Consider the following 16,943-nt stretch of genomic DNA (forward strand, 5'->3'; position numbering starts at 1 on the left):
TTGCCGGATCTTCGATCGTCTGCGTTCGTGTGAGTTTATCTCGCATTGCTCACGTAATGCAACCCGTTCGCAGAAATTCCCACAGAAAACCACATCGATCGCTTCGTTCCGGCGAGTGATGCCGCCGGCACACGACGGCGCCGGCCGGGAACGCATCCCGACCGGCGCCGTGCCGTGCCATCCGTCGACTACGGGGCGGGAACCTCCGCCCCCTCGCTGCCGGCCCAGAAGAGCCCGCGCGCGATCTGGCCGAACTGCCCGACCGGGTGGGTCCGGAAGTTCATCGACGTGCCGAACATCAGCACCCGGTTCCCGGCCTCGGTCTCCGCCGAGACCGCCGAGGCCCGGCCCGCGGCATCCTCCGTCGAACGGCCCGCCGAGTCTCGCCAGTGCCCCGAGATGAACGGGTCCGCGGCATAGGTCTGCTCGACGACGGCGTTCGCGCCGAGGTTCGTGTACCAGACCGCCGGGTAGACGAACGCGGTGTCCTGCGGGAACGTGCCGAGGAGCCCGTCCGCCGCCGGCTCGACCGAGACGATGCCGTTCGACCCGCCCGTGCCCGACGTCGCGGTGGACGAGACGAGGCCGAACGCGTTCGCGAAGCTCGCGATCGCCGTGCCCTCGCCGACCACGCCGCCGCCGGCGGCCAGGTACTCCGCCATCACCGCGCGACCGGCGGCCTGCGACGACGAGAAGTTCAGCGTCCCCCCGATCCAGACCACGTCGACGCCGTCGAGGGTCGCCGAGCCGTTCGTCAGCGTCGCGGACGAGATCGCGACCGGGTCGTCGAACCCGAGCTTCCGAAGCGTCTGCAGCTCCTCGCCGCCGCCCGAGTAGGCGACCGTGAGGTCGTCGAGGCCGCTGCTCTCCTCCGACGCGAGCCGCGAGCCGTCCGACGCGGTGAACGCGACGCCGTAGAGGTCGGCGACCTCCACCGCGGCCGCGTGGCTCGCGGCATCCGGCCCCAGGATCACCGTGCCGTCCGCGAACACCGAGACGGGCACGCCCGACGCGAGCAGCGCGTTGACCGCCTGGTACTCGGCGACACCCGACGTGGCCAGCTCGAGGTAGCCGCCCTCGGCGGGCACCGACCCCGTCGGCGCCGCCTCGGCGACGCCCTTCAGCTTGGCCGTGATGGCCGGGTCGCCGGTCGACCCGACGGCGTCGACGTCCGCGCCCCACAGCAGGGCGAGGCTCCAGGCGGAGATGTCGTACATGTCGGGCACCCGGTCGGAGATGTCCGAGCCGTCCGCGAGCAGCACGTTGGCCATGCCGCGGAGCGGCTGGTGCATGTCGACCACGTACGAGCCCGCCTCGTAGGTCGCACCGCCCGCGGCGAAGGCCGCGGACGCACGCTGCACCTCGACGCCGTTCGCGATGAGCTGGTCGACGAGGTTCGCGGCATCCGTCGCCGAACGCTGCCCGGCGCCGGCCGGGATGACGTAGGCCCGCGGGAACTCGGCGGTGTAGACATCCGTCTCGTCCCAGATCTCGGCCCACTGGCTCGGCTCGGCCACCTCGGCCGGGTCGACGTCGGCGGGGATCTCGACGAGCGGCTCGCCCGCGACGCCCCGGCGGAAGATCTCGATCTGGTTCGACAGCAGCGCGTCGGCGTTCTCGATCACGTAGTCGACGGAGGTGTCGATGACGACGCCCGCCACCTCGATGTTGACGGCCGAGTTCGCGGGGTTCCGCGGGTCGGTCGGCGGGTTCACGCGCCCGAGCGGGAGCTCCACCGTGTTGGTGATGGCGCCCTGGTAGGCCACGTACTGCGGCGTGAAGATCGGGGGCCAGTCGTCCCAGCCCGCGCGGATGTCGCGATACGGGATGCGGATGTTCCCGGTGTTCTCCGTCGTCACGCGGTTGGTGTCGAGGTCGAGGTAGGTGTTGCCGGGGATGTCGGCCGCCGTGACGGCCTGCTCGATCTCGAGCGCGGCGGCGTACGCGTGCGGGAGGAACAGGTCGTACTCGTAGTTCTCGCCGTGCGGCGGACCGCAGGGCTCGACCTGGAGCACGCTCGTGTACCCGTGCAGGTCGATGTAGAACGTCGGCTGGAGGACGCCCGACAGGTCGCGGATGATCCGGGCCTCGCTGGTCGCGCCCGTGATCATGTCGCGGTTGGCGTCGAACCCGTCGGCGGTCGCCCGCTGGCCGAGCGCGCGCCCGTCGGGGTTGTTCGTGACCGTGAAGTACAGCCGGTTGCGCTCGAGGACGTCCTTCACCTCGTCGTACGGCGCCGTCGCGAGGTGCTCGATGTACTCGAGGACCGCGTCGGTCCCCTCCCACTCGTTGCCGTGGATGTTCGCGTTGAACCAGATCGGCACCTTGTAGTTCGCCATCAGCGACGCGTTCCTCGCCGCCGCCGCCGGGTTGTGCTTGATCATGTCGCGGAAGGTGGCCTGGCGCTTCGTCTCGCCCGCGTTCTCGGGGGCGGTCAGGGTGACCAGGTGGATGTCGCGCCCGAGCGCGGACCGGCCGACGACCTGCACCGAGATGCGGTCGCTCACGGCGGTGAGGCCGTTGAGCAGCGGTGCGATCTCGTCGTAGGGGATGACGCCCCGGTTGATCGACGCGTCGGACGGGTCGTCGGCCACCGTGGCGAGTTCGGGCTGGAAGGGGTAGCTCGACGGCGGGGCGACGAGCGGCGAGACGGGGGTGACGATCGGGACGGCAGGGTCGCCCTCCAGGGCGACCGCTGGGGTGGAACCGGCGACGAGCGTCGCGGCCAGGACGGCCGTGACGCCCGCGCCCGCAAGGGTGCGTTGCATCGACATGGTGCTCCGTAGGGTTGCGGACTCGGATCGGGACCGGCTCGCCGCGCGCATCCGGCGGATCTCGCCGGCGCGGACGAACCACGCACGATTCCCCGGTGGAATCGTGCGCTGGAAAGCGGTACCAGCCAGCCTTGCATGCGAACGCATAGGGATTCCAGAGCGATTCGTTGCGTTCGTATGAAGAATCGTGCGCGTTTCCGCAGTCACTGGAGCGCGGAGGTGAGCCGCGCGAGGTTGTCGAGCACCGTCGACCGCAGCGGCTGCCGCATCCATTCCTCGAGCGTCAGCTCGCGGCTGTCGCGGCGATAGCCGTCCTCGACCGCGCGCATCTCGCGGACGAACGAAGCGCCGCGCACGAGCAATGACACCTCCATGTTGAGCTCGAACGACCGGATGTCCATGTTGCTCGAGCCGATCACCGCCACGTCGTCGTCGATCGTGAAGTGCTTCGCGTGCAGGATGAACGGCGCGCGGTACATGTAGATCCGGACGCCCGCGCGGAGCAGCGCCTCGTAGTACGAGCGCTGCGCGTGGTACACCAACGCCTGGTCGCCGATCTCCGACACGAAGAGCTCGACGTGCACGCCGCGCTGCGTGGCACCGCTGATGGCCCGGAGCATCGCCTCGTCGGGCACGAAGTAGGGGCTCGTGATGATGATCTTCTCGCGGGCGGCGTAGAGCAGCGCGAGGAAGAGCTTGAGGTTGTTCTCGTTCGGGTACCCCGGACCGCTCGGCACGACCTGGCAGTCCAGGTTCTGCTCGGCGGGGGGCTGGGCGAACGGGATCAGCTCCTCGCGCGAGGGCGCCTCGCCGGTCTCGAGGTACCAGTCGGTCGCGAAGATCGCGTCGAGGCCCGAGACGATCGGCCCCTCGACCTCGGCGACGAGCTCTTGCCACTTCAGGCCGCGACGGATGTTCCCGCGCTTGTTGTAGCTGCGATCGATGATGTTCTGCGAGCCCATGTACGCGACCTCGCCGTCGACCACGAGGATCTTGCGGTGGTTCCTGAGGTCGGGCCGCTGGTACTTGCCGCGGAACGGCAGCACCGGGAGCATCAGCCGCCACTCGACCCCCATGCGCGTCAGCCGCCGGAGCGTCCGCCGATACCCCTTCGACCGACGCGACGCGATGTGATCGAGGAGCACTCGCACCTCGACGCCGCGCGCCACCGCGTCACCCAGCGCGTCGAAGAAGCGGGCGGTCGTGCCGTCGTACGAGAAGATGTAGAACTCGACGTGCACGTACCGGGTCGCACGCGAGATCGCATCGGCCATCGCGTCGAGCGATGCCTCGTAGTCGCCGATGAGCCGTGCGCTGTTGTGGCCGATGAGCGGCATCGCACCGAGGTTGCGATTGAGCTGCACGACGCCCTCGAACCAGTCGGGCCACTCGCTGTCGTCACTGGCCTGCTCGACGCCGTGGGTGCTCTCGCGGATGAAGCGATCGACCTCGGCCTGCTTCGCGCGCCGTGCCTTCGGCAGCTTCGGGTTGCCGATCAGGAGGAAGAACAGCACCCCGAGGTAGGGGATGAAGAAGATCGCGAGCAGCCATGCCATGCCGGCCGTGGGACGGCGGTTCCGCGGCACCACGATGATCGCGATGATGCGGACGACGACGTCGACGACGAGGACCAGCAGGGCGATGATCGCCGTGACCTGCGACGCCGTCATGCCTGGGCTACGCGGCTCGGTGCTGCTGCGCGGCGCGCTTCGCGCGCTCCTCGGCCTCGATCTTCGCGTAGGCGTCGCGCTCGGTGCGGTCGGCGCGCAGCAGGGAGCGCATCACGAACCAGAAGATGAGTCCGATCAGCACGGTCGGCGCGAGCGACCAGAGCGCGTTCAGCCAGAAGTCGTCCATAACCGTTCCAGAATACCCGCGGAATCCTCAACCGGAGGTGATGATGCCCCAGATGCCCGATCCGAGCAGGTACACGCCCACGGCGGCGACGATCACCCAGATCGCGATCCGCGCGAACGACGGCTGCCGCGGATCGCGGTCCGGCTCGAGGTCCTTCTTGGGGAGGTAGTCGTTCATCGCGGCATCCTTCTCACTTGACCAGGGGGAACAGGATCGTCTCGCGGATGCCGAGGCCGGTGACCGCCATGAGCAGGCGATCGATGCCCATGCCCATGCCGCCCGTCGGCGGCATCCCGAACTCGAGCGCGCGCAGGAACTCCTCGTCGAGGCGCATCGCCTCGGGGTCGCCTCCGGCAGCGAGGCGCGCCTGCTCGACGAACCGCTCGCGCTGCACGACCGGATCGACGAGTTCGGAGTAGCCCGTCGCGAGCTCGAAGCCGCGCACGTAGAGGTCCCACTTCTCGACGACGCCGGGGATGGACCGGTGCTGCCGGACGAGGGGCGACGTGTCGAGCGGGAAGTCCATGACGAACGTCGGCCGCGTGAGGCCCGACTTCACGTGGTGCTCCCAGAGCTCCTCGACGTACTTGCCGGGCAGCGGGTGGTCGACCTCGATCTCGACGGCGTCGGCGAGCTCCTTCAGCCGCGACATCGGCGTCTCGGGGGTGATCTCCTCGCCGACCGCCGCGGAGAGCGAGTCGTACATCGAGAGGCGATCCCACTCGCCGCCGAGGTCGTACTCGGTGCCGTCGGCCCAGGTCACCACGTGCGAGCCGGCGACCGCGTACGCGGCGTCCTGGATGAGCTTCTGCGTGAGGTCGGCGATGGAGTTGTAGTCGCCGTACGCCTGATAGGCCTCGAGCATCGCGAACTCGGGGCTGTGCGTGGAGTCGGCGCCCTCGTTGCGGAAGTTCCGGTTGATCTCGAACACGCGCTCGATGCCGCCCACGACGGCGCGCTTGAGGTAGAGCTCGGGCGCGATGCGCAGGAACAGCTCGGTGTCGAACGCGTTCGAGTGGGTGACGAACGGCCGGGCCGAGGCACCGCCGTGCATCACCTGAAGCATGGGCGTCTCGACCTCGACGAAGCCCAGGCTCGTGAAGGTCGAGCGGAGGCTCGCGTTGACCGCGGCACGGTCGAGGACGTTGCGGCGCGCCTGCTCGCGCGCGATGAGGTCGAGGTAGCGGCTGCGGACGCGCGTCTCCTCCGAGAGCTCGTTGTGCAGGTTCGGCAGCGGGTTGATGGCCTTGGCCGCCATCCGCCACTCCGTCGCCATGATCGACAGCTCGCCGCGACGGCTCGTGATGACCTCGCCAGCCACGAAGACGTGGTCGCCGAGGTCGACGAGCTCCTTCCACGCCGCGAGCGCCTCCTCACCGACCTCGCCGAGCGACACCATCGCCTGGATGCGGCTGCCGTCGCCCGACTGCAGCGCCGCGAAGCACAGCTTGCCGGTGTTGCGGAGGTGCACGACGCGGCCGGACACGCCGACCGCCTCACCGCTCCGCTCGTCGACGCCGAGCCCGACGAAGCGCGCACGCACCTCGGGGATGGTCGTCGTGACGGGCACCGAGACCGGGTACGCGCCGTCGCCGAGGTCGGCGGCGTCGGCGATGAGCCGCTCGCGCTTGGCCAGCCGCACGGCCTTCTGCTCCGAGATCTCCTCGGCGGTCGGCTCGTGCGTGGTCTCGTCGGCCATTGGCGTCTCCGGTGTCGGGGCGGGTTCGTGGGGTGCGCATCCGAGGGGATGCCATCCACCAGCGTATCCCGCTGCGACGCGCCGACCTGAAGGGCAGCCGGATGCCTCGGCTCAGCCGAGCACGATGCCGGCGTTGTCGATCAGCCGCGTTCCGCCCACGCGGGCGGCGACGAGCACGGTCGCCTCGCCGGTCGCCGCCTCGTCGACGGGCAGGAACGTGGCCGGGTCGACGACCACGAGGTAGTCGAGCTCGATGGCCTCGTGGTCGCCGAACGCGGCGGCCGCCTCGGCGAGGACCTCGTCGAGGCCCTCCGCCGCGGCGGCCTCGGCGGCCGCGAGCGACTCGGACAGGGCGAGCGCCGCGCGGCGTCCGTCGGCGTCGAGGTAGCGGTTGCGGCTCGACAGCGCGAGGCCGTCGGACTCGCGGACCGTCGGGACGATCTCGATCGCGAGGGGCGCGTTGAGGTCGGCCACCATCCGGCGGACGAGGAAGGCCTGCTGCGCGTCCTTCTGGCCGAACACGGCGGTGTCGGGCTGCACGATGTGGAAGAGCTTCGCGACGACGGTCAGCATGCCGTCGAAGTGCCCGGGGCGCGAGGCGCCCTCGTAGAGCGTGCCCACGTGACCGGCCACGACGCTCGTCTCGACGGCGCCCTCCGGGTACATCTCGCCCGCCGTCGGGGCGAACACCAGGTCGACGCCCTCGTGCGCGAGCGCGGCGACGTCGGCGTCGAGCGTCCGCGGATAGCGGTCGAGGTCCTCGCCCGCGCCGAACTGCAGGGGGTTCACGAAGATCGACACGACGACCGCGTCGGCGAGCTCGCGCGCACGCCGCACGAGTGCGAGGTGGCCGTCGTGGAGCGCGCCCATGGTCGGGACGAGGGCGACCGTGCGCCGGGCGTCCCGCAGCCCGGCGATCGCGTCGCGGATGCCGGCGATCGTGCCGTGCACCTCCGGTCGCACCGGTCCGCTTCCGGGGTCGGTCGCCACGGCGCCGGCCCCCGTGGCCGCGCCGCCGAAGCGGCGGGCCCGCTCGTCGTCGCCCGTCACGCGCCACCTCCCGACGGCCGATCGTCATCGGCCCCGTCGATCGTAGCCGCCCCGTCGATCAGCGGCCCCGGGTCGTGTCGGGCGAGCGCGTTCTCGACGGAGCTGCGGACGAGCGGTGCGAGGACGGCGCCGGCCCGCGGCATCCCGATGCCCTCGAGGATGCCCGTGGCCTGGTCGACGATCGCCGTGGAGAACGAGACCGCGGTGTCGATCGCCTCGGCGTACGCCGGCCGGTCGGACTCCCCGACGACGAACGGCTCGCCCCCCATCTCGACGACGAGCGCCTGGGCGATCGGCAGGACCGGCGCGGGCGCGGTGACGGCGAACCACGTGCCGGCGAGGCGGCCCAGGTCGAGGCTGGTCCCGGTGAACGACATGGCCGGGTGGATGGCGAGCGGGATCGCGCCGGCCCGCATCGCCGGTTCGAGCACGCCGACGCCGTGCGCCGCCGCGGTGTGCACGACGAGCTGACCCGGGCGCCAGGCTCCCGCGGTCGCGAGTCCCTCGACGAGCGAGCCGAGCTCGTCGGCCGGAACGGCGAGCAGGACCAGTTCGCTCCGCTCGACGATATCGGGCAGGGCGAGGATCGGCACGTCCGGCAGCATCGCGGCGGCGCGCTCGCGACTCGCGTCGGACACCGCGGCGATGCCCGTGAGCGCATGGCCGGCGCCGCCGAGTGCGGAGGCGAGGACCGCGCCGACGCGCCCCGCCCCGATCGTGCCGACGCCGAGGCGCCCGGCCCGCTGGTCAGGACGCATGCTCGGCCCCCCACCGGTCGCTGCGGTCGCGGAGTGCGCGGTCGACCGCCTCGGCCGCGATGGCGGTGAACGCGGCGGCCGCGTCGGCGCGGTCGAGTGCGGGGACCTCGGGCGCGACGGGTCCGGCCACCGTGTGGATGCGCAGCGACTCCAGTCGGAGCCCTCGTCGCACCGGCCCTGCCGCGACCGCGACCGACTGCATGCGCGCGAGCGGCACGAACGCGAGCCGGCGGAGCAGCCAACCGCTGCGGAGCACCGCCGTGCCGCCCTCGACCGCGATGCCGATCCGACGCCACGAGAACGGCCGGATCCACGCCGCTCGGCGCGGTGCCGAGGTGAAGCCCGTCGCGGGCCCCGTGCCCGCGAGGCCGGCGTCGAGCAGCGGGGCGAGGTCGTCGAGCGCGTCGGGTGCGAGCAGGCCGATCACGCGACGGACGTCGGCGGCGGTGCCGACGGGCAGCACGAGCGTGCGCCGGGCGGCGTCGCCCGCCTGCGCGACCGACTGGCCCGCGACGTTCACGCGCACCGTCCACCAGCCGAACGCACGCCACAGCAGCCACTGCGACGCCTCGATCGCGTGCACCCGGCCGGGCGGGATGGTCTGGTTGGCGGTCGAGAGCAGCCCCGACCCGATGCGGACGCCGTCGCGCGTGCCGGCGATCGAGTATCGGAGCGAGCCGGTGATCCGCGACCACAGGTAGCTCACGACGCCGATCGCGGCGGGGACGAAGGTGAACAGCATCCACAGCGTGCCGGTCGTGAGCGCCACGACGATGATCACGATGATCGCGACGAACCAGATCATCGAGCCGCCGAGCAGCGCCGACGCGATCACGCGAGGCAGCGGGAGCCGCACCACCGATTCGGGCGGGGCGAGATCGGGGTCGAGCTCGGGCGAGAGGAACTCGTCGACGCGACGCCCGACCACCGCGCCGGCGCGATCGACCACGGACGGCGCGCCGGATGCGGGCGGCGCGACGCCCGCGTCATCCGCCCCCGCCCCATCGGCCGCGTCGGCGTCGCCCGTGGCGCCGGACTCCTGCCGTCGGGCGCCCGACGCCAGGCGCAGCAGGTCGCCGCGAAGGCGATCGGCCTGCGCCGAGCCGAGGTAGGACAGGTCGACGTTGCCCGACTGGCCGGCGACCGAGACGTCGAGCTTGGCCGCGCCGAAGAGCCGGGCGAAGACCGGGCGCGCGATGTTGATGCCCTGGATGCGGTCGAGCCGCGCGCTGCGATGCGAACGGAACAGGATGCCGCTGCGCACCTCGAGCGCCTCGCCGGTGACCCGGAACGTGTGCATCCGCCAGGCGAACCAGAACGCGAGGACGACGAGCGCGACGACGACGAGGAGGCCGAGCAGGGCCCACCCGAGGAGCCCGTGCGCGACGATCCCGGTCACCGGGTCCTCCGCCCAGTCGCCGCCGAAGTCCGGCGTCCCGCCGGGCGCCTCGGCACCCGGTGCGAAGAACAGCACGAAGACCTCGACGATGCGCTCCCGCAGGTTCGCGAGCACGAACCCGAGCACGGCGATGAGCACGAGGCCGCCCCGCAGCAGCGGGCTCGCCGGATGGAGCCGATGCCACTCGCCGTCGGCGAGCGGGCCGATCGGCGTGCGGATCGCGGGCTCGGTCACAGGCCCGCCCTGCGGGTCTCGGCGAGCGCGACGAGTTCGTCGCGGAGTCGCTCGGCGTCGTCGAGGGGGAGCCCCGGCAGCGTCACGGCGGTCGACGCCGCGGCGGTGACGAACTTCAGGTCGGCGAGCCCGAGGGCCCGCGACACGGGCCCGCGCGTGATGTCGACGAGCTGCATGCGGCCGTACGGCACCGCCACCTGGCGCTGGAACATGATGCCCCGCCGGAAGACGAGGTCGTCGGCCCGGCGCCGGTACCCGATCGAGCGGACCCGTCGCGGCTCGAACGCGATGGAGACGAGCGCGATCACGCCGACCGCGATGCCCGCCCAGGTCGCCCACGGCAGGTCGAACCACGACCCGACGACGAGGAGCACGGCGACCGTGATGCCGGCCCCGATGACGGACCCGACGACCTCGACCACGACGTGCTTCGGCGAGACGCGGCGCCAGTCGTCGTCGACGTGGGCGCGGGTGTCGTCGGTCGCGGGTGCGTCGGATGCGGGCGCGTCGGATGCGGCGTGCTCGGGGTCAGGCATGCGCCGAACCCTCCTCTTCGGGGTCGTCGGGCGGAAGCGTGCAGAAGTGCTCGGCGACGAGTCCGCCGGTCAGCAGCAGCGCGGCGCCGATCGCGGTGGCGACGGCCATCCAGGTCGTCCCGGCGGGCGGGAGGACGCTTCGCGTGAGCAGGAAGACCGTGATGCCGATGCCGACGCCGAGCACGAGCGCGCCGGTGACGCTGCTCGCCTTGGCGAGCACGGCGATGCGGGCAGCGCGGAACGGGTCGACCCGTCGGGTGCGATCGCCGCGCACGGCCTGCCGGATCGGCCACGCCACGAGCACGACGATCGCACCGACGCCGACGAGCGTGACGGCGAGCGAGATCGGCGGAACGAGCGCGGTCGCCCCTGCCGCGACGAGCGCGAGCTCGCCGAGGTACCCGACCGCGAGGCCGACCACCGCGAACGCGACGAGGGTCGAGGCATGCGTGCGACTCACCGTCGGACCACCTCGTCGGTCGCCTCGGCCCGGAGTGCCGCGACCGCCCCGCGACCGGCGATCTCGGCGTCGGGCTCGACGTCGAGCCACGGCTGCAGGACGAAGGCCCGCTCCCACGCGCGGGGGTGGGGCAGTTCGAGCCGCTCGTCGGCGAGGCGGACGCCGCGGACGTCGATGAGGTCGAGGTCGAGCGTGCGATCGCCCCACCGCGTCTCGCGGGTGCGCCCGTGCTCGGCCTCGACGCGCTGGAGCAGGTCGAGGAGGGCGTGCGGCCCGAGCCGGGTCTCGACGACGATCACGCCGTTGAGGTACCGCGGGGCGTCGGGATCGACGCCGTCGAGGCGGACGGCCGCGCTCTCGTACACCGGTGAGACGGCGACGAGCTCGACACCGTCGGCCTCGGCGATGGCGCGCATCGCCGACGCCAGGGTCGCCTCGCGGTCGCCGAGGTTGGCCCCGTACGCGATCACGGCCCGGGTCACGCGCGGCTCCGCACGATGGTGACGGCGACGTCGTCGAAGGGCACCTCGATGGGGGCCTGCGGCTTGTGCACCGTGACGGTCGCCTCCTCGACGGCGTCGAAGCCCAGGGCGACCGCGGCCACGCGCTCGGCGACCGTCTCGATGAGGTCGACGGGGTCGCGTTCGACCGCACGGGCGACGGCGACCGCGAGGTCGCCGTAGTGCACGGTGCGCGCGAGGTCGTCGCCGGATGCCGCGGCGGCGAGGTCGACGGCGACGGACACGTCGATCACGAACTCCTGTCCCTGCTCGCGTTCGAAGTCGAACACGCCGTGGTGCGCGCGCACGCGGATGCCGGTGACGGCGATCCGATCACGAGTGCTGGCCACGTCGTCCACTCTGCCATGCGCGGGCGACGTCGAGGGCGACGCGCGTCCCCGCGACGTCGTGCACGCGGACGCCCCACGCCCCGGCCTGCGCGGAGAGCACGCTGACGACGGCCGTCGGCAGGTCGCGGTCCTCGACCGGTGCGCCCTCGGGCAGCAGTGCGCCGAGGAACCGCTTTCGCGAGGCGCCGACGAGGATCGGGAGGCCGAGCTCCGCGAGCACGTCGAGCTTGGCCAGCAGCTCCCAGTTCTGCCCGGCGCGCTTGGAGAAGCCGAGTCCCGGGTCGAGGATGAGCCGCTCGGTCGGGACTCCCGCCGCGACGAGCTCGTCCACCCGGCGGGCGAGCTCGTCGCGCACGTCGCGCGCGACGTCGTCGTACTCGGCGAGGTCGTCCATCCGGTCGGAGTGCCCGCGCCAGTGCATCGCGACGTAGGTCGCCCCGGAGTCGGCGGCGATCCGCGCCATGGCCTCGTCTGCGAGGCCGGCGGAGACGTCGTTGATGATCTCGGCGCCTGCCGCGACCGCGGCTCGAGCCGTCGAGGCGCGCATCGTGTCCACGCTCACGCGGAGCCCGCGACCCGCGAGGTCGCGGATGACCGGGATGACCCGCCGCAGCTCCTCGTCGGGATCGACGCGCGCCGCCCCGGGGCGCGTCGACTCGCCGCCGACGTCGAGCACGTCCGCGCCCTCGGCCACCAGCTGGAGCGCGTGCTCGATCGCGGCATCCGCGTCGAACCAGCGGCCGCCGTCGCTGAAGGAGTCGGGCGTGACGTTGACGACGCCCATGATGAGCGGCGCGAACGGCGCCGGCCCCGGCATCGCCGCCCCCCGGGCCGCCGCCTCGGGCGGCGTCTCAGGCACCGCGGCCCGATCCGATGAGGGCGATGATCTCGGCCCGCGCCGCGGGCTCGGCGAGCTCGCCGCGACTGGCGATCGTGACCGTCGAGCTGCGCTCCTGCCGCGCTCCGCGCGCCGTGACGCACCCGTGCACGGCGTCGATCACCACGAGCACGCCCCGCGGGTCGAGCCCGGCGACCAGCGCGTCGGCGACCTCCTCGGCGATGCGCTCCTGCAGCTGCGGGCGGCTCGCGATCGTGTCGATCACCGCGGGGATGCGGCCGAGCCCGACGAGCCGCTCGCCCGGGAGGTAGGCGACGTGCGCGGTGCCGATGAAGGGCAGGAGGTGATGCTCGCACACCGACCGGAAGGCGAGGTCGCGGAGCACCACGGCGTCGGAGGTCGCGGGCACGCCCGCGGCGGTGTCGCCCGACGCGACCGTCTCGGCGAGGTGCGCGAGCGGGTCGGCGCCCACGCCGCTGAAGAAGTCGGCGTAGGCCTCGGCGACGCGCTGGGGGGTGCGCTCGAGGCCCGGCCGGTCAGGGTCCTCGCCGATGGCGAGGAGCAGCTCGCGCACGGCGCGCTCGATGCGGTCGGCGTCGACCCCCGTCATGGCACCCTCCTCTGCGCCCTCCTCGGTGCCGCGGCTCACGCCGTGGCGGGACGCGGCTTCGTGCTCGGCGTGCGCGACGCCTTCGCCTCCTCGACGGGCGTGCCGGAGTCGACGCCGCCGTCGACGGCGCCCTGGTCGATCGGCGCCTTGCGGCTCGGGAAGGGGATCGGCGGGCGGTCGGAGACCGGTCGCTTGTCGCTCGAGAGCCAGAGCGGGCGCTCGGGGAGCTTCCGGACGTCCTTGAAGATCTCGGCGATCTGGTGGTGGTCGAGGGTCTCGTGCTCGAGCAGCTCTGCCGCGAGCCGATCGAGGACGTCGCGGTTGTCGTTCAGCACCTGCCAGGCCTCGTCGTGCGCCTGCTCGATGAGCGCGCGCACCTCGAGGTCGACCGTCTCGGCGATCTCCTCGGAGTAGTCGCGCTGGTGGCCCATGTCGCGGCCCAGGAACACCTCGCCCTGCGACTGGCCGAGCTTCACGGCGCCGACGTTGGCCGACATGCCGTACTCGGTCACCATCTTCCGGGCCGTCGCGGTGGCCTTCTCGATGTCGTTCGACGCACCGGTCGAGGGGTCGTGGAACACGATCTCCTCGGCGACGCGGCCGCCCATGGCGTAGGCGAGCTGATCGAGCAGTTCGTTCCGGGTGACGGAGTACTTGTCCTCCAGCGGCAGCACCATCGTGTAGCCGAGTGCGCGACCGCGCGGCAGGATCGTGATCTTGGTCACCGGGTCGGTGTGGTTCATCGCCGCGGCGGCGAGCGCGTGGCCGCCCTCGTGGTACGCGGTGATGAGCTTCTCCTTGTCCTTCATCACGCGCGTGCGGCGCTGGGGACCGGCGATGACGCGGTCGACGGCCTCGTCGAGCGCGCGGTTGTCGATCAGCTGCGCGTTCGAGCGGGCGGTGAGCAGCGCCGCCTCGTTGAGGACGTTGGCGAGGTCGGCTCCGGTGAAGCCGGGGGTCTTGCGGGCGAGGACCTCGAGGTCGACGCCGTTCGCGAGCGGCTTGCCCTTCGAGTGCACCTCGAGGATCTTCTGGCGGCCCTTGAGGTCGGGCGCGTCGACGCCGATCTGCCGGTCGAAGCGGCCCGGGCGCAGCAGCGCGGGGTCCAGGATGTCGGGGCGGTTGGTCGCCGCGATCAGGATGACGTTGGTCTTCGGGTCGAAGCCGTCCATCTCGACGAGCAGCTGGTTGAGCGTCTGCTCGCGCTCGTCGTGCCCGCCGCCGAGGCCGGCACCGCGGTGGCGGCCGACCGCGTCGATCTCGTCGACGAAGATGATGGCCGGCGCGTTCTGCTTCGCCTGGTCGAACAGGTCGCGCACCCGGCTCGCGCCCACGCCGACGAACATCTCGACGAAATCCGAACCCGAGATCGAGTAGAACGGCACGCCCGCCTCACCCGCGACCGCGCGGGCGAGGAGCGTCTTGCCGGTGCCGGGCGGGCCGTAGAGCAGCACGCCCTTCGGGATCCGGGCGCCGACGGCCTGGAACTTGGCCGGCTCCTTCAGGAACTCCTTGATCTCGTGGAGCTCCTCGATGGCCTCCTCGGCGCCGGCGACGTCGTCGAAGGTGACCTTCGGGCTCTCCTTCGAGACGAGCTTCGCCTTCGACTTGCCGAACTGCATGACGCGGTTGCCGCCGCCCTGCATGCCGGAGAGGATGATCCAGAAGAAGAGCCCGATGAGCACGAGCGGCAGCAGGATGCCGAGCATCGAGAGGAACCAGTTCGGCTGCGGCACCTCGTCGTCGAAGCCGTCGGCCGGGTTCGCCGCGTCGACCGCCGCGATGACGTCGTCGCCGCGCGGCGTGACGTAGTAGAACTGCACCTGCGTGCCGAGGTCGTCCTCGGCCTCGGCGAGCGTGAGGTCGACCCGGTTCTCGACGTCGACGATCTTCACCGCCGAGACCTTGCCGTCGTTCAGGAGCTCGAGCCCCTGCTGCGTCGAGACCTCGCGGAAACCCGACTGGGTGATCAGGGTCGACCCGATCCACACCGCGATGATGGCCAGCACGATGTAGAGGATCGGCCCGCGCAGGAGCTTCTTCATGTTCATGGTGCTAGCAGGCTACCCTCTGGCCACTGGGCACCTGCTGCCTGTTCGCTGAAAGCGGTCAGCGCCCAGCGGTCACCGCTCAGCCCCCGTCGCCGCGGGCCGGCGCTCAGTCCGGCTCCCCCGAGGCCTCCTCCGGCGTCTCCCCCGAGGCCTCCTCCGGCGTCTCCCCCGGCTCGTACTGCGCCATGATCCCGTCGACGGTCGCCGTCGCCTCGACCGCGCTCGGCGTGTACCCGAGCACCACCGGCAGGAACCGGTCGGACGTCAGGGCCTGGAGCCGGAGGTCGGTCCGGGCGACCACGGTCGCCATCCGCCCGGTCGGCCGGAGGAGCGCGATCTCACCGAAGCCCTCCCCCGGACCGAGGTCGGCCACGACGCGCCCGTCGTGGACCACGTCGACCTCGCCGGACTCGATGACGTAGTAGCGGTCGCCGACGTCGCCCTGCGCGAACACGACGGCCCCCGATGCCACGGACACGGGTTCGAGCCCTCGCGCGAGCCGCTCGACGGCCGGCAGGGGCAGCATGCACAGCATGTCGACGCGGCGCAGCAACCCGATCTCGCGGTCGAGGGCCGCCACGACGCGGTCGAGCCTGCGAAGTCGCCACCATGAGGCCACCGCGAGCACCGGGCAGAGGAGCCCGATCGCAATGAGCGCGGGTTGGATGCCGAACCATCCGATCAGCGCCGACGCGACGACGCCGCCGATGCCGACGAAGATCGCGACCGTGCTCTCGAGCACGCCGAACACGCGCGCGAGCACCTCGTCGGGCGCGGTCCGGCCGATGAGCGTGAAGCCGGTGATGTCGATGAGGGCATTGCCGACGCCGACGAACGAGAGCAGCACCAGGGCGACCGCCTGCTCGGGGAAGACGCCGACGAGCGCGATCGGGAGGCCCCAGAGGGCCACGCCGACGGCGAACCAGGCGCCGAGGCGACCCGTGCCGATGAGCAGCGAGGCTCCGAGCGAGCCGAGCACCGCGCCGACCCCGACCGAGGTCATGAGCGCGCCGACACCGGGCTCGCCGGTGCCGACGAGCTCGATCGCGACCACGACGGAGAGCACGGTGAGCGCCCCGCGCGTGAGGGACTGGGCTGCGGCGAGGCCGAGGATCAGGACGAGGTCCCGATCGCGCGCGACCGCGCGCAGCCCCTCGACCGCCTCACGGCCGATGTTCGGCCGGTCGGGCGCCGACGGGCGCGGCGGGGCGTCGTACCGCAACCCGAGGAGCAGCGCGGCGGCCGCGAACGACGCGGCGGCCGCCACGGCGAAGACGACGTCGACCCCGGTGAACTGGAGCAGCACCGCCACGAGCAGCGGGCCGACCAGGGTGGCGGCCGAGTCGAGCAGCCCGCGGACCATGTTGGCGCTCGCGAGCTCGTAGCCGGTCCGGCACAGCGAGGGCAGCAGCGCGGAGTGCGCCGGCCGGTAGAGGGTCGCCGCGATCGTCGAGACCACGGCGAGCACGTAGATCACCGCGGCCGGACCGGCCACCGCGACGACGACCGCCGCTGCCGCGGTCGCGAGGCCGCGCACGACCGACACCAGGACGAGGACGCGTTCGCGGCGTCCGCGGTCCGCGATGGGCGACAGCAGCGGCGCGAGCAGTGCGGAGGGGACCATGCGGAGCAGTCCCACCAGCCCGACCGCCGCGGCCCCGCCGTCGCGGTAGGCCACGATCCCGAGCGCGACCGTGAAGGCCCACTCCGCCGTCCACGCGCCGAGGAAGCTGAGCTGGGCGCGGCGCAGGTCGGGGTTCCGCCAGTTGCTCGCGAACGCGGCACCGGCGTTCCGCAGCCTGGTGCGCTGCCCGCGCTCACCCATGG

The 16,943-nt window shown here is 72.2% G+C and carries 16 protein-coding genes; all 16 read right to left on the minus strand.

What is annotated here, in order from left to right:
- Positions 1-188: 188 nt before the first annotated feature.
- Entirely contained in the window at positions 189-2,768 is a 2,580-nt protein-coding gene (locus tag GJR97_RS11580; protein ID WP_195760679.1) for a M14 family zinc carboxypeptidase, read from the minus strand.
- A 209-nt stretch (positions 2,769-2,977) separates the two neighbouring features.
- On the minus strand, positions 2,978-4,444 hold the full coding sequence (gene cls / locus GJR97_RS11585; protein WP_154346585.1) for a cardiolipin synthase: 1,467 nt from the start codon (positions 4,442-4,444) through the stop codon (positions 2,978-2,980).
- A 7-nt stretch (positions 4,445-4,451) separates the two neighbouring features.
- The gene (locus GJR97_RS11590; protein ID WP_154346586.1) at positions 4,452-4,631 is read right to left on the minus strand and encodes a hypothetical protein; all 180 of its coding nucleotides are present in this window, start codon (positions 4,629-4,631) and stop codon (positions 4,452-4,454) included.
- A 27-nt stretch (positions 4,632-4,658) separates the two neighbouring features.
- Positions 4,659-4,808 carry a hypothetical protein gene (locus GJR97_RS11595; protein ID WP_154346587.1) on the minus strand — a complete coding sequence of 50 codons (150 nt, stop codon included), beginning with the start codon at positions 4,806-4,808 and terminating at the stop codon, positions 4,659-4,661.
- A 13-nt stretch (positions 4,809-4,821) separates the two neighbouring features.
- Positions 4,822-6,330: a lysine--tRNA ligase gene (gene lysS, locus GJR97_RS11600; RefSeq protein WP_154346588.1), complete on the minus strand. Its 1,509-nt coding sequence runs from the start codon at positions 6,328-6,330 to the stop codon at positions 4,822-4,824.
- Positions 6,331-6,441: 111 nt separating this feature from the next.
- Positions 6,442-7,293, minus strand: coding sequence for a pantoate--beta-alanine ligase (gene panC, locus GJR97_RS11605; protein WP_324613461.1), 852 nt, complete (start codon positions 7,291-7,293; stop codon positions 6,442-6,444).
- A gap of 83 nt (positions 7,294-7,376) precedes the next feature.
- Positions 7,377-8,138, minus strand: coding sequence for a Rossmann-like and DUF2520 domain-containing protein (locus GJR97_RS11610; protein ID WP_154346589.1), 762 nt, complete (start codon positions 8,136-8,138; stop codon positions 7,377-7,379).
- The gene (locus GJR97_RS11615; protein ID WP_154346590.1) at positions 8,128-9,771 is read right to left on the minus strand and encodes a PH domain-containing protein; all 1,644 of its coding nucleotides are present in this window, start codon (positions 9,769-9,771) and stop codon (positions 8,128-8,130) included. Before GJR97_RS11615 ends, GJR97_RS11610 begins: the two co-directional genes overlap by 11 nt.
- On the minus strand, positions 9,768-10,307 hold the full coding sequence (locus tag GJR97_RS11620) for a PH domain-containing protein (protein ID WP_154346591.1): 540 nt from the start codon (positions 10,305-10,307) through the stop codon (positions 9,768-9,770). Before GJR97_RS11620 ends, GJR97_RS11615 begins: the two co-directional genes overlap by 4 nt.
- The gene (locus tag GJR97_RS11625) at positions 10,300-10,767 is read right to left on the minus strand and encodes a DUF3180 domain-containing protein (protein ID WP_324613437.1); all 468 of its coding nucleotides are present in this window, start codon (positions 10,765-10,767) and stop codon (positions 10,300-10,302) included. Before GJR97_RS11625 ends, GJR97_RS11620 begins: the two co-directional genes overlap by 8 nt.
- A complete protein-coding gene (gene folK, locus GJR97_RS11630; protein ID WP_324613438.1) occupies positions 10,764-11,249 on the minus strand; it encodes a 2-amino-4-hydroxy-6-hydroxymethyldihydropteridine diphosphokinase in 486 nt (161 codons plus the stop codon). The genes GJR97_RS11625 and folK overlap by 4 nt, the downstream gene beginning before the upstream one ends.
- Complete coding sequence (folB, locus tag GJR97_RS11635) at positions 11,246-11,617, minus strand: dihydroneopterin aldolase (protein WP_324613439.1); 372 nt, start codon at positions 11,615-11,617, stop codon at positions 11,246-11,248. Before folB ends, folK begins: the two co-directional genes overlap by 4 nt.
- Complete coding sequence (gene folP, locus GJR97_RS11640; protein WP_229276265.1) at positions 11,601-12,434, minus strand: dihydropteroate synthase; 834 nt, start codon at positions 12,432-12,434, stop codon at positions 11,601-11,603. The genes folB and folP overlap by 17 nt, the downstream gene beginning before the upstream one ends.
- A 34-nt stretch (positions 12,435-12,468) precedes the next feature.
- Positions 12,469-13,065 carry a GTP cyclohydrolase I gene (folE, locus tag GJR97_RS11645; RefSeq protein WP_154346592.1) on the minus strand — a complete coding sequence of 199 codons (597 nt, stop codon included), beginning with the start codon at positions 13,063-13,065 and terminating at the stop codon, positions 12,469-12,471.
- Positions 13,066-13,100: 35 nt separating this feature from the next.
- Positions 13,101-15,116, minus strand: a complete 2,016-nt coding sequence (ftsH, locus tag GJR97_RS11650) for an ATP-dependent zinc metalloprotease FtsH (protein ID WP_154346593.1) — start codon at positions 15,114-15,116, stop codon at positions 13,101-13,103.
- Positions 15,117-15,222: 106 nt separating this feature from the next.
- Positions 15,223-16,941: an MFS transporter gene (locus GJR97_RS11655; RefSeq protein ID WP_154346594.1), complete on the minus strand. Its 1,719-nt coding sequence runs from the start codon at positions 16,939-16,941 to the stop codon at positions 15,223-15,225.
- Positions 16,942-16,943 lie beyond the last annotated feature (2 nt).

Origin of the sequence: Agromyces kandeliae, from assembly GCF_009674665.1 — a bacterium.
GTDB lineage: Bacteria > Actinomycetota > Actinomycetes > Actinomycetales > Microbacteriaceae > Agromyces > Agromyces kandeliae.

Bases quoted from the DNA above. Each gene is read 5' to 3' on its own strand.
- folP (WP_229276265.1), bottom strand. From the start codon at position 12,434: ATGCCGGGGCCGGCGCCGTTCGCGCCGCTCATCATGGGCGTCGTCAAC.
- ftsH (WP_154346593.1), bottom strand. From the start codon at position 15,116: ATGAACATGAAGAAGCTCCTGCGCGGGCCGATCCTCTACATCGTGCTG.
- lysS (WP_154346588.1), bottom strand. From the start codon at position 6,330: ATGGCCGACGAGACCACGCACGAGCCGACCGCCGAGGAGATCTCGGAG.
- GJR97_RS11590 (WP_154346586.1), bottom strand. From the start codon at position 4,631: ATGGACGACTTCTGGCTGAACGCGCTCTGGTCGCTCGCGCCGACCGTG.
- GJR97_RS11655 (WP_154346594.1), bottom strand. From the start codon at position 16,941: ATGGGTGAGCGCGGGCAGCGCACCAGGCTGCGGAACGCCGGTGCCGCG.
- GJR97_RS11620 (WP_154346591.1), bottom strand. From the start codon at position 10,307: ATGCCTGACCCCGAGCACGCCGCATCCGACGCGCCCGCATCCGACGCA.
- GJR97_RS11580 (WP_195760679.1), bottom strand. From the start codon at position 2,768: ATGCAACGCACCCTTGCGGGCGCGGGCGTCACGGCCGTCCTGGCCGCG.
- GJR97_RS11595 (WP_154346587.1), bottom strand. From the start codon at position 4,808: ATGAACGACTACCTCCCCAAGAAGGACCTCGAGCCGGACCGCGATCCG.
- GJR97_RS11610 (WP_154346589.1), bottom strand. From the start codon at position 8,138: ATGCGTCCTGACCAGCGGGCCGGGCGCCTCGGCGTCGGCACGATCGGG.
- cls (WP_154346585.1), bottom strand. From the start codon at position 4,444: ATGACGGCGTCGCAGGTCACGGCGATCATCGCCCTGCTGGTCCTCGTC.
- folE (WP_154346592.1), bottom strand. From the start codon at position 13,065: ATGACGGGGGTCGACGCCGACCGCATCGAGCGCGCCGTGCGCGAGCTG.